Source organism: Haladaptatus marinus (assembly GCF_051194195.1).
This window is the reverse complement of sequence record NZ_JBLZNK010000005.1, coordinates 432297-445142: the sequence shown is the minus strand read 5'-3', so window position 1 is coordinate 445142 and position 12846 is coordinate 432297. Positions and strand designations below refer to the sequence as shown.

Genomic DNA, 12846 nt, shown 5'->3' with positions numbered 1-12846 from the left:
GAGGTTGTTTCAGACCCTTCAAATAGCTTCGGATGGAAATCGATATCGTATAATCCATTCCCGATTATGAAACCAGACGTTGACAGAGGGCGGGGAGTACTCTCACCTGCCGACCGAACGTATCTCCTCGGCGAGGCGGCGATGGAACACGAACAGTCGAAGCGTAACGCGGAGGCGCGAATCCGCCAGCGAATTACGGATTCGATTCTCGATTTCTCCATACTCGTCCATCACTTGAAAAAGAAAGACAGACAACAGGTGTTTGACGCTACCGAGGATGATGCGTTCATGGACGGGTTGATGGCGTTGCTATCGTTCACGTACCTCGGGATGCGCGAGAGCGGCGTTGAGTTCGACCACGTATTGAAACCCGCAGTTCGCAAGGCGGAGGAGGTTCATGCCGCGGACACGCTCGGGCAGGCAATCTCGGTGGATATTCGGTTCGACGTGGAAACCGAAATCGAAACCGATGTGGTTGCCGATATCGAGACCGGAAACCCTGTGACGACCGCGGAGTTGTTCTCGGTGTTGGTGGGCAGTAACGCTCTTGATGACGTGCATGCGGTAACGATTCAATTGGGGAACGACGACGGTCTGCTCAGGGAGGAGGAGTTCGTCGCCCACTTCGCGGACTATCTCGATGCAGAACTGCGATGGCTTCCGTACGACCAAGTCAAGGTCGTCGTGGGGGGATAGCTCACAGGGTCGGTGCAGTCGAACTTGCCCGAAAAACGGTTTCCGGAGCAGTCACCAACGGGTACAAACCGTCAGACGGGTTGCCCGGACTGCTCGGTTTCGCTGTACTTGTCCTCGAACTCCTGAATCAGTTGTCCCATCTTCGCGTACCATTCGTTCAACATTCGCTGCATCTCATGGGACACTTCACCGGGGTTGGTCGGTCGATAGACGTGGTAGTAGCCGCCTTGATCGTAGTTCACCTGCTCTTTCTGGATGAATCCGGCCTGAAGCAGCCGCTGGATGGAGCGATATGCGGTCGAACGCTCCCGCTCGATTCGCTCCGCGATATCGTCGATAGTCAACGATTCATCGCTCTCGACGACGACTTGGTAGCACTGTCTGTCGAGTTCTTTGAGTCCGTGAATACACTCCAGCAGGCCTTCACACTCCATATCCTGCTGCAGATACTCCGCCATCGAGTTTGCCATTCTAGTCGGAAGTTGACTACTGAGACGTAAAAGGATTTTGCAAGGTTTTCACAACACTCTACTCGGACTGGTCGGTGGGATGTGTTCCCCGGATTCGATTACTCCGCGCTCGTCGGCGAACTGGGTGTATCGGTGTAACGTTTCCTCCACAGGCCTTGGAGATACGCGCCAGCGAACATTCCACCGATTCCGAACAGAATGAGGTAGTTCCCCAAGCCGAGGCTGGCGTAGGCAGCGCCCGGACAGATGCCGGAAATGCCCCATCCAACGCCGAAGATTCCGCCACCCACGAGGACGTTTTTGTCGAACGATTTCAGACGACGGGTGTACGCTTTTCCGGTGAGCGGTGCTCGTCCGGACAGTCGTGTCGCGACGGCGAACGTCGTTCCGGTGACGACTGCCGCACCGCCCATGACGAACAGGAGGCCCAAATCCTCGAACTGGAGGAACTGGAGGACGATTTCGGGCTTTGCCATCTGGCTAAATCCGAGACCGAACCCGAAGATGAGGCCGCCGACCAGTATCAGGAGCATGAACAGTGGTCCGCGTTCGTTCCGATTTTCCTTTGTTTTCTTGCTCGCTTTCCTACTCATGGCGAAACCCCCATTCCAATCGCCTGCAGTAGTTGTGCGGTTCCGATTGCGATCGTCATGAACGTGGCCACGTTGACGATGGACGTGAACGAGGCAGAGCCGACGCCACAGACGCCGTGGCCCGACGTACACCCTTTTCCGATTCGCGTCCCGATACCGACGAGGAGGCCACCGACGAGGAGTCGCCACCACGCCACTTCAGTCGTCCAGATTTCACCGTAGAAGATGGCTTGGTAGATGGCCGCGCCGCCGACCATTCCCACGGTGAAAACGACGCGCCAATCGCGGGAGGCGATGTACTTCCCCTGCTGGAACCGTGGCACGTTGGAGACGTAGGATAAGGATGACTCCAGGAACGTGCTCGCCCCGGCGATAATGCCCGTACCGAGGTAGATGACGGCGACCCCGAGGCCGATGAGGATGCCGCCGATGGCATAGTGACCGACTCCGTTCGGAAACAACTCTGTGATCGCGAATACTGGCATGAGTGCGTCTATAAGTGCTAAGGGTATCTCCATTCTCTCTCCTGCCGCGCTACTCGCTCGTGAGTGAGTCACGACTCGCGGCGCAGTTGTTCGGTCCGAGTTCGAGTTCGAACGCTTCTTCGTCGTCTGTGTGCCGTTTCTCCAAGTTCGTTGCGATGATCTCTTCGTAGTTTGCGGGCCGAGGTGGCATGTCCGAAAGGACGAATTCGACGAACTCGTCGCGGCTCATCGAGAGTACTGCCATCGAATCGGACAGAGTGCCAACATTTGCAGTATAAGTGCCGTCTTCGGCGGAAATCGCCGAATCACTGAAATGTCCCGGCGCGACCACGGTTTCGTCGGGAAGCGACAGAATACGCTCTTGAAGCGTTTCGTACAGCATCCTCGCGGCTTCGGGAGCACCCTCGTCACCCTCTTCGAGGTCGGGTCGGGCTACGCTCTCGGTGAACAGCGTATCACCCGTAAACAGCACGGTATTGACCCGGTAGGAGGTCATCCCCGTCGTGTGGCCGGGAGTGTGAACTACGTCGATGTCGGCGTCCCCCAACGGGAGTTTTTCGCCGTCTTTCACCGTGCGGTACGGCACATCGTATTCGACACCGCGGGCGTCTGCGGCGGCGGGAACGACCGCCTCGGCCGTGCTCGCGTCCGCCACGTCTCGGATGCCGCTCACGTGGTCGGCGTGGACATGCGTGTCGATGGCGTAAATTAGTTCGGCACCGTACTCCGCCGCGTCCTCGACGTACTCCCCTGCGAACGCCCGAAGTGGGTCGATAACTGCCGCCTCGTCGTCCGAAATGACGAGGTAGGACAAACAACCACTGGAGGGTCGCTGGTATTGGAGGGTCATCGGCTCGACACGTTCGATTTTTCGCCGTTCGAGAACCCGTGCCCACCCTTTCATGCCGTCTTCCAGGTGGTTCACGTCGTAGCCGCGCTCCGCGAACAGTCCGGCGATATACTCACTCGACCCACCCTTGGCACACAGAACGGTCACTTCCTCCTCCTTCGGAACAGGGTTGAACAGTTCATCGTCCGGGTCGTCCGCGAGATATTCGAAATAGGGAACGTTGATTGTCTCGACGGTGTCGCCGTCGAGATGCCACTTTTCGTACTCGTCCGTTGCTCGAACATCGAGTAGCGTCACGGATTCGTCCGTGTCGATTCGCTCGTATAGTTCGTCCGCAGTCACCGACTCCACTTCGACTACCGGTGATGGGAACGGCGATTCACTCATGAACAGCAGTAGCTACCGGATACAGCCACAAAAAGATTTGCATAGTAGTCCGAAAATACTGCAATACTACTGCATTGAAATTCCTATTATGTATTGGTTGGTGCTTTACTGCGGCAAACAACCATTTCTAGAGTGTGCGGACTTCACAATATCCAACACACTTTTAATGATGGCGTCAGTATTGTTCGATACATCCAACACAGCACAATGGGGCCAACACGATGAGTACGAAATTCGATATCACGGAGACGCTCGACGTAAAAGGACTGAACTGCCCGATGCCAGTTGTCAAAACGAAGCAGGCGACCGATACACTGGCGAACGGAGAGATACTGGAAGTCGTCGCGACGGATTCCGGAAGTATGAGCGACCTGAAAGGGTGGGCGAACACGACCGAGGGCGTCGAGCTGCTCGAACAGCAAGAGGACGAATCGGGTGGCGAAGCCGTCTATCGCCACTTCGTCAGAAAAACGGAGTAACCATGAGCGCCGACACGCCACCCACCGTGGAAACCGACGAGACGACCGATGCGGCGCTCCGGGAGCGAATTGAGGAGTTGGAGGATGAACTCGCTGACGTGAAAGACGAAGTCGGCGGCCAGAAGAAGATGACCATCATCGCCACGAAAGGCACGCTCGACATGGCGTATCCGCCACTCATTCTCGCCAGTACTGCGGCGGCATTCGGCTGGAATGTCGTCGTCTTCCACACGTTTTGGGGATTGGACATCCTCCACGAGAGGAAGTCGAAGAACCTCAAACTCAGCGCCGTGGGTAATCCGAGCATGCCGATGCCGAACGCGATGGCCGCACTTCCCGGCATGGACTCCTTGGCGACGAAAATGATGGCAAAGAAATTCGAGAAGAACGGAACTGCGACCATCGAGGAACTCATCGACGTGTCGTTAGAAACGGGCGTCGAACTACAAGCGTGCCAGATGACGATGGATTTGATGGAGTACGACGAATCGGAGTTTTACGACGGCGTCGTTTCCGGTGTCGGGGCGGCCACCGCCCTCGAACACATGGCCGAGGCAGACATTCAACTGCTCGTCTGACAGGCAGTGACTCGGTTTTCCCGTATTATCGTACTGACACCACCATAAGGTTTTTTAAGGAACTCGTCATATCGGTAGCCAAGGTCGAATCATGACCACCTCTCTCCTTCACTAACCGGGCCGTTGCGGGGTCGTTCGCAGTCTCTATTCGGATAGCCACTGCTGTCGTTCCCGTTTCCCGGCACCGTTCATCATCGTCGAATAGCGCCGAGTGGCGAACTCGCCACTCGGTTACTCAGTAACACTCGGACACGGACAATACAGAATGCAATCAGGTTCAGCGATTATCGCACAACGGACGGACGACGGAACGACGGATACGGCGGAGATTCGAGCACTCGCCGACGCGGCAAGCTATGACGTGGTCGGGGAGGTGACACAGAAACGAGTCGAGGATTCGACGTACCAGTTCGGCCGCGGCAAGGCCGAGACGCTGGCGGAGCGAGTGGAAGCGAGCGATGCACGGTGTATCATCTTCGACAATCCACTCAGTCCACAGCAGACCTACGAAATCGGCGAACTGTGTCCCGACGGAACCGAAATCATCGACCGATATCGGCTCGTCCTCGAAATATTTAGCCAGCAGGCGGGAACTCGCCGGGCGAAACTCCAGGTCGAACTCGCGCGGTTGCAGTACGAACTCCCACGGGTACAGGCCGAAATTCGGTTGGAAAAGGAGGTCGCGAACGAACGTCGCTCGCGGAACGGACTCGGTGAGAAGGAAGACCGGCGTATCACCGACATCAAAGACCGTATCGACCGTATCACGTCGAAGCTCGATAGTCTCTCCGATGTGGGCAACCAGCGACTCAAAAAGCGGCGCGAACAAGGGTTCGACCTCGTCGCCCTTGCGGGCTATACCAACGCCGGAAAATCGACGCTCCTGCGACGGCTCGCCGACGAGATGGATATCGACACGAGTCGGCACGACGATTTCGATGAGAGCGCGGCTATCGAGGATAGGCTGTTCAAAACGCTCGAAACGACGACTCGCCGGGCCGAGATTCATGGACGAAAAACGCTCGTTACGGACACGGTCGGGTTCATCAGCGACCTTCCCCACTGGTTGGTCGAATCGTTCGAGACGACGCTCACCGAGACGTACGAGGCTGATCTGGTGCTCCTTGTTGCGGACGTGAGCGACCCATTGCCGGAACTGCGCGAGAAACTCCAAACCTCCCACGACCTCCTCGATGGAGATACCAAACGGCTCGTGACGGTGCTGAACAAAGCAGACCGGGTTTCGGACGACGAATTGGACGACCGAATTGCGGGCGTCTCCGACCTCGCGCCGACCCCCGTCGTCGTGAGCACGACCGAAAACATGGGTATCGACGCACTTCGGGAGCGAATCGTGGCCGAACTTCCGGATTGGGAAACCGGCCAACTGACGCTTCCCAACACGAGCGAGACGATGTCGCTCCTCTCGTGGCTCTACGACCACGCCAGAGTCGAGGCCGTGTGGTATCCGAGTGAACGCGAGGAGTTCGTGGTCGAGTTCGCAGCGGATCCGACGGTGGCCGAGCGCGCAACCGCGAAAGCCGACGCAATATCGGTGTAATCTCGACGCCGACGGCTTCGACGCTACGATTTTCGCCCCCAAATATTCTTCACTATCCCGCCCCTAGCTTCCGTGATGCCCGGTAACACGGGTAATGGGATGGGGGAGCCATGAGTAGCAATACACCACCAGTAACACGAAGGGATAGTCCGCCGGACGAGCAACTGGTCGTCGAAACCGGTCGTACTGAGGCGAAAGGCCAGGGGAACCGATTCGATTCAAAACTCCGGAAGACGCTCGGAGCGTCACCGTTCATTCTGACCAAGTTCGACTCGTTCATGAACTGGGTACGGGGGTCGTCGATGTTCATGCTCCAGTTCGGCATCGCCTGCTGTAGCATCGAGATGATGCACACCTACGCGGTCAAACACGACTTGGACCGCTTCGGTGCGGGTGTACCGCGCGCATCACCGCGACAGGCCGACGTGATTATCGTACCGGGCACTATCGTCTCGAAGTTCGCGCCGCGAATGAAGCGCGTCTACGACCAGATGCCGGAACCCAAGTTCGTCGTCAGCATGGGGTCGTGTACCTGCTCCGGCGGACCGTTTCAGGAAGGGTACAACGTCATCAAAGGTGCGGAAGAGGTCATCCCGGTGGACATCCATGTCCCCGGCTGCCCGCCACGACCCGAGGCGCTCATCTACGGCATCGCCAAACTTCAAGAACGAATCGCACACGGGGAAGCCAGTCCGGTCGTCGTGAAGCCGTACGAACTGGAACAGTTCGGCGACCTGAACCGCGACGAACTGGTTGCGACGCTCGCTGACCAAATCGACGATGATACGCTCGTCATGCGTTACAACTGGGTGGATTCGCCATGAGCCTGCAGGAACAACGCTTCGACGGTGACGAACTCGCCGATCTGCTTGGCGACCACGTCATCGGACGCGAGGAGCATCTGAACGCGCCGGGGTTTGTCATTCGACCCGACGAAGTGCAGGCCGTACTGACCGTCCTGCGCGACGAGGCCGGATTCGACCATCTGTCCTGCCTCTCGGCACAGCAGTACGAAGACCGATACGAGAGTATCTACCATCTCAAAAAGTACGACGACCCACAGCAAGAGGTGAGCGTAGTCGTTCCGACGGGTACTGACGAGCCGGTGAGCCAGTCGGCGGAACCCGTCTTCCGAACCGCGGAATGGCACGAACGAGAGGCTTACGACCTCGTCGGTATCGAGTACGAGGGGAACCCCGACCTTAGTCGAATTCTGTTGCCCGAAACGTGGCAAGGACATCCGCTGTCGCTCGATTACGACCAGGACAGACCACAAATCGTCACGCTGGAGTCCCACAAAAATCCGCTTCAGGAAGACCACTTCGCGGACGATTCTGACACCATCTTCATCAATATCGGGCCGCACCACCCGGCGACGCACGGTGTGCTCCACTTGGAGACGGTGCTGAACGGTGAGCAAGTCCTCGACGTGAAACCGGACGTGGGCTATCTCCATCGCTGTGAGGAACAGATGGCACAGAACGGCACGTATCGCCATCAGATAATGCCGTATCCCGACCGGTGGGATTACGCCTCCGCCGGCTTGCTCAACGAGTGGGCGTACGCCCGTGTCGCCGAGGACTTGAACGACCTCGACGTGCCGGAGTACGCGCAAATAATTCGAACGATGAGCGCGGAACTGTGCCGAATCGCCGCGCACATGCTCGCAGTCGGTACCTTCGCGCTCGACGTATATGGCGACTTCACGGCCATCTTCATGTATGCCATGCGCGACCGAGAAATCGTCCAGAACATCCTGGAGGATTTCACGGGCCAGAGAATGATGTTCAACTACTTCCGTCTCGGCGGGGTCATCTGGGATATTCCGGAACCGCGGGAGGAGTTTTTCGACAAGATTCGGGACTTTCTGGACGAACTCCCTGTAGCACTCGAAGAGTATCACGACCTCATCACGGGCAACGAAATCTTCCAGCTACGATGTCTCGATACCGGCGTCCTCGACCCTGATGTGGCAAAGCAGTACGGGGTGACCGGGCCGGTCGCTCGTGGGTCGGGTATCGACTACGACTTGCGCCGTGACGACCCGTACGGCTATTACGACCAACTCGATTGGAACGTCGTCACCGAAGACGGCTGTGACAACTACTCCCGCGTTCTGGTTCGCCTCCGAGAGGTCGAGGAGTCGGCGAAAATCATCGAGCAGTGCGTCGAACTGCTCGCGGACTGGCCCGAGGAAGAGCGCGAAATTCAGTCGAACGTCCCTCGAACGCTCAAACCCGAGGCCGACACCGAAGTGTATCGTGCCGTCGAGGGTGCGAAAGGAGAACTCGGTATCTACATCCGGTCGGACGGGACGCCGAAACCCGCACGCTTCAAGATTCGCAGCCCGTGCTTCCACAACCTCTCGGCGCTGCCCGAGATGGCGAGGGGGGAGTTCGTGCCGGATTTGGTTGCGTCACTGGGAAGCCTCGACATCATTCTCGGGGAGGTAGACCGATGATCGGAATACTCAAAGGAATGGCAACGACGATGAAGCACGCGCTGGACGGCGAGACCTTCACAGTCGAATATCCTGACGTGGCACCCGAAGTCAGTCCGCGTTTCCGCGGCATCCACAAGTTCAGTCAGGAACGCTGTATCTGGTGTCGCCAGTGCGAAAACGTCTGTCCGAACGACACCATCCAAATCGTGATGGACGACCAGCGCAACGGTGAGCAGTACAACCTCCACGTCGGGCAGTGTATCTACTGCCGACTCTGTGAGGAAGTTTGTCCCGTTGACGCCATCCTGCTCACCCAGAACTTCGAGTTCACGGGCGACACGAAGGACGACTTGGTGTACAACAAAGAGCAGTTGAAAAACGTTCCGTGGTACAACGATATCGATCCACTCGAATCGCGCGAACCGGATAGAGGTGCGTGGATAGGTGAAGGTGAAGGGCCGGTGGATTATCAGTAATCAGGCCACTCGCCGTTTCACGCCGTAGTAAATCCGTCGTCGCTGGTACACCAACTCGCCAATCAGCCATCCGAGCACCAGCAGAGTGGCGAATATTACGGCGATAAAAGCGTACTCGTTCATCCAGATGGGGCGGATGAACGGAGTCGCTTGATCCCACAGTTCGCCGTACTCCCGCATATCCTGTTCGAGGGACGTTCCCGAGAACGTGTTGCCGAGGAGGATGGACATTTTCACTCGGTCGCCGGTTCCGGGGTCGATGTTCGCGCTGCCGGAGACCTGGTATTTGCCGGTCACGCCTTGGTCGGCCATCGTCGGACCGTTGGAGCCGTCACCGGAGGAGACGCGCTCGGCGTCGTACGGAAGCCACGGCGAGTAGAACTCCCAGACGATTTTGCCTTTTGGCGTCACTTCCATGACGCGGTGGTTCGAGGAGTCGGTGATGAGGGTGTTGCCGTTCGGAAGACGGTCTGCATCACGGGGCCAGTTGAACTTTGCCGACGAACCCATCTCCCACGTTTTCTTCCAGTCGCTTCCACGTTTTTCGTACTCGACGATACGGTGGTTTTCGGAGTCGGCGACGAGGATGGTTGGGTTTCCGGACTCGCTTTCGAGATAGTCCGGGTTGTGCTGTTCCTGGAGGATGTCGGTATTGTCATCCTTCCCGAGTTTCATCGTAATTTCCTTTGACTCGCGATCGATGACGATGACCTCGTCCATGTTTCTCGGGTCGGCCATGTACTTGCCCGGTCCAATCTTATCAACGTCGTTGACGTGTGTCCAGTCGTCCGTGTATTCCCCGCCGTTTGTCTTCTCGTAGTGGTTGCGGAAGTACCAGCGCCAGACGATTTCGTCTTTCTCCAAATCGTAGACGTAGATGCTGTCGTCGTTCTTGTTTGTGGTCTCGTTGTACGCCCGCATGTTGGCGACGAGCAGCTGCGTGCCGTTGTTGATGAGATCGATATCGTGGGTGTCGTGGATTTTGAGGAATCGCTTCCAAACCTTCTTCTGCGTGTCCGGGTTGTACTCGTAGACGAGTGTTCCACCTCGCTGTGTCGAGGTGACGAGCAGGTTTCCGTTCTCCAGCGGATCCACGTCGTAGAACCACGCCGCGCCCTCCTTCGAGCCGTTGTGAACCCACTCGACGTTCCCTTTCGGGCCGACGGCGACGAGGCGGGCGGGCTTTTTCTTGTTTCCTTTCCCTTCGAAGTGATATCCCTGCACGCTGATAACTGACGTTCCGTTCGCAGGGCTTGTGATGGTTCCTTTCTCCAGATTTGATTCTTCTTGGTCGTACGTTATCGCGGAGACGGCGGAGGGCGCGAGTAAGGCGACGACCAACAACAACACGACTCCACGCACGAGCCACGGTCGTGGCGGGAGTCGATCCGTCCAGTCCATAAGCTATACTGGATAACCTTCAGTTTGAATATTTTGTGTTTCGTCTACCATTTTCCGCCGCTGATTTCGAACCTCTAGAATAGTCACTGAACCGATCGGTCAACGAACGTAACGCCGAATCACGGCATCTTCGCCAACACGTCGAACTGATGGGCGATGTACGTAAGTTCACCGTCTTCGATCTGTCTGTGGCGTGCTGCCAACCAATCCGAAAATTCGTCGTCCGTCTCGACCCGATCGCCGAGGACGCCTTCGATGGTTCCGAGAATGTACCGAAGGAACATCCCTTCGTCGGCGGCATACGACCCGTTTTCCGGATACACCAACCAGTCGGAACTCCCGGCGGCGAGCACTGTCGTCTCCCGCTCCCGGAACTCGGCGAGCAGTCGCCGCCCTGCCTCGCTCGACCCGGCCCCGGTGTCCATGTGCTGGTGGTACTGTCGCTCTACGCGTTCGTCCAATTCGTGTGATGGGTGGAACGTCGTTCCGCCATCGAAGGTAATCGGGAAATAACAGAGCCCTCCCGGTTCGAGCACCGAGAGAAACGCCGGAAGCGCCGACCCGAGGTCGAACAGGTCCGCGACTGCGTGTCCGATGAGGGCATCCCATCGCCGATTCGTCCGTCGAGTGAACGCGACTGCGTCCGCGACTTCGAATCGAATCGTGATGGACTGGTCGCTTCGTTCGAAACGAAGTTCGCTCCCCAGTTGCTTGAATCCTCGCTCCCGTAGTCGCTCGCGGGCGAATTCGATGTTTCTCGGGTCGATGTCGAGCGCCGTGTACTGAACCTGCTTCGGCAGGCAGTCCCAGGAATGCAGGCGCTCTATCATCGTGCCGATTCCGGCCCCGATTTCGAGGAGTCGAGCGGTGTCGGGAAGTTCACGCTGAAATCGAGCGAGCACTCGCCGGTTCAACGCTCTATCGTCTACGGTTCGTTTCGCGTCGAGGTACTGTTGGAACGTCATGGCTTCGTTGAAATCCGCTCGTTTTCGACGACCGTATCCAGCAGTCGTTCGACCGCCTCCGTCGCATCGTCCCATCCCGGGTGAACGTCGTATCGTTCCCGCGCCGAACTGCTCATTCGCCGGAGCAGAGTTCTGTCGTCCCGGAGCGTCCGAACGACTTCGGCGATTGCGTCGGGATCGTCCGGCGGAAGCAGAAACCCGTTTTCGCCGTCGGACACGATTTCGCTCGCGCCACCCGCCGTCGTCGCTATCGCCGGAAGGCCGAACGCCATCCCTTCGAGGTAGACGAGACCGAATCCTTCGTACAGCGACGGGACGGCGAGAACGTGGCTCCGAGTGAGGTGTCCGGCAACGGCCTCGTCCGGCAATCGCCCTGTAAAGGAAACTTTCTCGCCCAGACCGAGTACGTCGCGAAGCCGACGTACTCGGTCGGCATACTTCTTGTCGGTTCGTGCACCGATAACGGTGAGATGCCAGTTTCCGGACACCGATGACAGTCCCCTAAGCAGAACGTGCAGTCCTTTTCTGGGAATTTGATTGCCGAGAAAGACGAGGCGCAGGGTGCCGCTGAACTCTCGACGAATCGGTGGAAGCGGCTCGAAACGGTCTCCCGCAGGATACGCCACCACCGTCGGTAGCTCGTTCGAATCGCCCGAACCGAACAGGTTGGTAACGGATTTTCGCGTCGTCTCGCTGTTACAAATCGCTCCGTCGAGGTTTCGGACGTAGTGCCGTTCGACCATCCGATAGCCGCCGTTTTTCCACTTTGGTCGCGGTTCGTCCGACCGGAGGTGGTGCACCACGGATACGATTGGCGTGTCGAGATCACGGTTCGTCCAAATCAGCGAAGGGTGACAGAGGTGGTCTTCGATGAGTACGTCGAAGCTCGAAAGCCGTGCGCGAAGCGTGCGCGAGAGATTGTGCAGGAGACACCGTCCGTACGACTCCCACGGGAGTGTGAGAACCTGCACGACGTGTCCTCGCTCACGGAGCGATTCGACCAGTTCCCTATCGTATCGAAATCCGCCGGACAGTTCCCTAAGCGACCCGTAGACGACGAATCCGAGTCGCATCACACCGTCCGTTCGAAACGGGCCCATGCGTCGTCATCTTCCCGGAGCGTGACTCCGATCGTCCCCACTTCCGGGGCGTCGAGCGTGTCGAGCACCTGCTCACAGAACAGCCGCGAGAAATGCTCGACACTCGGATTTAGTCCCTCGAACTCGGGTAAGTCGTTCAACGTTTCGTCCCGATACCGGGAAATCGATGCGTCGAGTGAGGTACGTACCGCGTCGATATCGACGAGATAGCCAAACTCGTTCAACGAGTCGCCCCGCAGATGAACTTCCGCACCGTAGTGATGCGAGTGTAGTTCCCCTTCAGGGCCGGGATTCGGAACTGTCAGATAATGCTGTGCGACGAACGTCTTGGAAACGGTTACTTCGTACATGGTTCGATCGTG

At 57.7% G+C, this 12846-nt stretch carries 15 protein-coding genes; 7 read left to right on the top strand and 8 right to left on the bottom strand.

The genetic code is table 11. The features are described from left to right. The first annotated feature begins 66 nt into the window (after positions 1-66). A complete protein-coding gene (locus ACN2TU_RS19500) occupies positions 67-696 on the top strand; it encodes a DUF8102 family protein (RefSeq protein ID WP_435157690.1) in 630 nt (209 codons plus the stop codon). 71 nt (positions 697-767) lie between these two features. Here the strand turns inward: ACN2TU_RS19500 and ACN2TU_RS19495 are convergent, their stop codons facing one another. The 4 genes from ACN2TU_RS19495 to ACN2TU_RS19480 form a co-directional block, all read right to left on the bottom strand. Beyond that, positions 768-1166, bottom strand: coding sequence for a helix-turn-helix domain-containing protein (locus ACN2TU_RS19495; protein WP_435157688.1), 399 nt, complete (start codon positions 1164-1166; stop codon positions 768-770). Positions 1167-1264: 98 nt separating this feature from the next. Beyond that, the gene (locus ACN2TU_RS19490; RefSeq protein ID WP_435157686.1) at positions 1265-1759 is read right to left on the bottom strand and encodes a DUF6691 family protein; all 495 of its coding nucleotides are present in this window, start codon (positions 1757-1759) and stop codon (positions 1265-1267) included. Beyond that, a complete protein-coding gene (locus tag ACN2TU_RS19485) occupies positions 1756-2244 on the bottom strand; it encodes a YeeE/YedE family protein (RefSeq protein ID WP_435157683.1) in 489 nt (162 codons plus the stop codon). Before ACN2TU_RS19485 ends, ACN2TU_RS19490 begins: the two co-directional genes overlap by 4 nt. Positions 2245-2293: 49 nt before the next feature. Continuing rightward, positions 2294-3481, bottom strand: a complete 1188-nt coding sequence (locus ACN2TU_RS19480; protein WP_435157681.1) for an MBL fold metallo-hydrolase — start codon at positions 3479-3481, stop codon at positions 2294-2296. Positions 3482-3702: 221 nt separating this feature from the next. Between ACN2TU_RS19480 and ACN2TU_RS19475 the strand changes: the two genes are divergently transcribed. The 6 genes from ACN2TU_RS19475 to ACN2TU_RS19450 all read left to right on the top strand — a co-directional run bounded on the left by ACN2TU_RS19475 (position 3703) and on the right by ACN2TU_RS19450 (position 9018). Next, positions 3703-3960: a sulfurtransferase TusA family protein gene (locus tag ACN2TU_RS19475; RefSeq protein WP_435157679.1), complete on the top strand. Its 258-nt coding sequence runs from the start codon at positions 3703-3705 to the stop codon at positions 3958-3960. 2 nt (positions 3961-3962) lie between these two features. Continuing rightward, complete coding sequence (locus ACN2TU_RS19470) at positions 3963-4538, top strand: DsrE/DsrF/DrsH-like family protein (RefSeq protein WP_435157677.1); 576 nt, start codon at positions 3963-3965, stop codon at positions 4536-4538. A 265-nt stretch (positions 4539-4803) separates the two neighbouring features. After that, complete coding sequence (gene hflX, locus ACN2TU_RS19465) at positions 4804-6099, top strand: GTPase HflX (RefSeq protein ID WP_435157675.1); 1296 nt, start codon at positions 4804-4806, stop codon at positions 6097-6099. A 110-nt stretch (positions 6100-6209) separates the two neighbouring features. Then, positions 6210-6923 carry an NADH-quinone oxidoreductase subunit B gene (locus tag ACN2TU_RS19460; protein WP_435157673.1) on the top strand — a complete coding sequence of 238 codons (714 nt, stop codon included), beginning with the start codon at positions 6210-6212 and terminating at the stop codon, positions 6921-6923. Continuing rightward, on the top strand, positions 6920-8560 hold the full coding sequence (locus ACN2TU_RS19455) for an NADH-quinone oxidoreductase subunit D (RefSeq protein ID WP_435157671.1): 1641 nt from the start codon (positions 6920-6922) through the stop codon (positions 8558-8560). The genes ACN2TU_RS19460 and ACN2TU_RS19455 overlap by 4 nt, the downstream gene beginning before the upstream one ends. Continuing rightward, complete coding sequence (locus ACN2TU_RS19450; RefSeq protein ID WP_435157669.1) at positions 8557-9018, top strand: NuoI/complex I 23 kDa subunit family protein; 462 nt, start codon at positions 8557-8559, stop codon at positions 9016-9018. Before ACN2TU_RS19455 ends, ACN2TU_RS19450 begins: the two co-directional genes overlap by 4 nt. Here the strand turns inward: ACN2TU_RS19450 and ACN2TU_RS19445 are convergent, their stop codons facing one another. From ACN2TU_RS19445 to ACN2TU_RS19430, 4 genes are all read right to left on the bottom strand, one after another. Continuing rightward, entirely contained in the window at positions 9019-10419 is a 1401-nt protein-coding gene (locus ACN2TU_RS19445) for an arylsulfotransferase family protein (protein WP_435157667.1), read from the bottom strand. Between the two features lie 119 nt (positions 10420-10538). Continuing rightward, positions 10539-11459, bottom strand: coding sequence for a class I SAM-dependent methyltransferase (locus ACN2TU_RS19440; protein ID WP_435157665.1), 921 nt, complete (start codon positions 11457-11459; stop codon positions 10539-10541). Beyond that, positions 11381-12484, bottom strand: a complete 1104-nt coding sequence (locus tag ACN2TU_RS19435; RefSeq protein ID WP_435157664.1) for a glycosyltransferase family 4 protein — start codon at positions 12482-12484, stop codon at positions 11381-11383. The genes ACN2TU_RS19440 and ACN2TU_RS19435 overlap by 79 nt, the downstream gene beginning before the upstream one ends. After that, positions 12457-12834: a 6-pyruvoyl trahydropterin synthase family protein gene (locus tag ACN2TU_RS19430; RefSeq protein WP_435157662.1), complete on the bottom strand. Its 378-nt coding sequence runs from the start codon at positions 12832-12834 to the stop codon at positions 12457-12459. The genes ACN2TU_RS19435 and ACN2TU_RS19430 overlap by 28 nt, the downstream gene beginning before the upstream one ends. Positions 12835-12846: the final 12 nt, after the last annotated feature.

What these genes read in the sequence shown, in the direction of transcription:
- ACN2TU_RS19500 (WP_435157690.1), top strand. Translation starts at nt 67, where the DNA reads ATGAAACCAGACGTTGACAGAGGGCGGGGAGTACTCTCACCTGCCGAC.
- ACN2TU_RS19495 (WP_435157688.1), bottom strand. Translation starts at nt 1,166, where the DNA reads ATGGCAAACTCGATGGCGGAGTATCTGCAGCAGGATATGGAGTGTGAA.
- ACN2TU_RS19490 (WP_435157686.1), bottom strand. Translation starts at nt 1,759, where the DNA reads ATGAGTAGGAAAGCGAGCAAGAAAACAAAGGAAAATCGGAACGAACGC.
- ACN2TU_RS19485 (WP_435157683.1), bottom strand. Translation starts at nt 2,244, where the DNA reads ATGCCAGTATTCGCGATCACAGAGTTGTTTCCGAACGGAGTCGGTCAC.
- ACN2TU_RS19480 (WP_435157681.1), bottom strand. Translation starts at nt 3,481, where the DNA reads ATGAGTGAATCGCCGTTCCCATCACCGGTAGTCGAAGTGGAGTCGGTG.
- ACN2TU_RS19475 (WP_435157679.1), top strand. Translation starts at nt 3,703, where the DNA reads ATGAGTACGAAATTCGATATCACGGAGACGCTCGACGTAAAAGGACTG.
- ACN2TU_RS19470 (WP_435157677.1), top strand. Translation starts at nt 3,963, where the DNA reads ATGAGCGCCGACACGCCACCCACCGTGGAAACCGACGAGACGACCGAT.
- hflX (WP_435157675.1), top strand. Translation starts at nt 4,804, where the DNA reads ATGCAATCAGGTTCAGCGATTATCGCACAACGGACGGACGACGGAACG.
- ACN2TU_RS19460 (WP_435157673.1), top strand. Translation starts at nt 6,210, where the DNA reads ATGAGTAGCAATACACCACCAGTAACACGAAGGGATAGTCCGCCGGAC.
- ACN2TU_RS19455 (WP_435157671.1), top strand. Translation starts at nt 6,920, where the DNA reads ATGAGCCTGCAGGAACAACGCTTCGACGGTGACGAACTCGCCGATCTG.
- ACN2TU_RS19450 (WP_435157669.1), top strand. Translation starts at nt 8,557, where the DNA reads ATGATCGGAATACTCAAAGGAATGGCAACGACGATGAAGCACGCGCTG.
- ACN2TU_RS19445 (WP_435157667.1), bottom strand. Translation starts at nt 10,419, where the DNA reads ATGGACTGGACGGATCGACTCCCGCCACGACCGTGGCTCGTGCGTGGA.
- ACN2TU_RS19440 (WP_435157665.1), bottom strand. Translation starts at nt 11,459, where the DNA reads ATGGGACGATGCGACGGAGGCGGTCGAACGACTGCTGGATACGGTCGT.
- ACN2TU_RS19435 (WP_435157664.1), bottom strand. Translation starts at nt 12,484, where the DNA reads ATGGGCCCGTTTCGAACGGACGGTGTGATGCGACTCGGATTCGTCGTC.
- ACN2TU_RS19430 (WP_435157662.1), bottom strand. Translation starts at nt 12,834, where the DNA reads ATGTACGAAGTAACCGTTTCCAAGACGTTCGTCGCACAGCATTATCTG.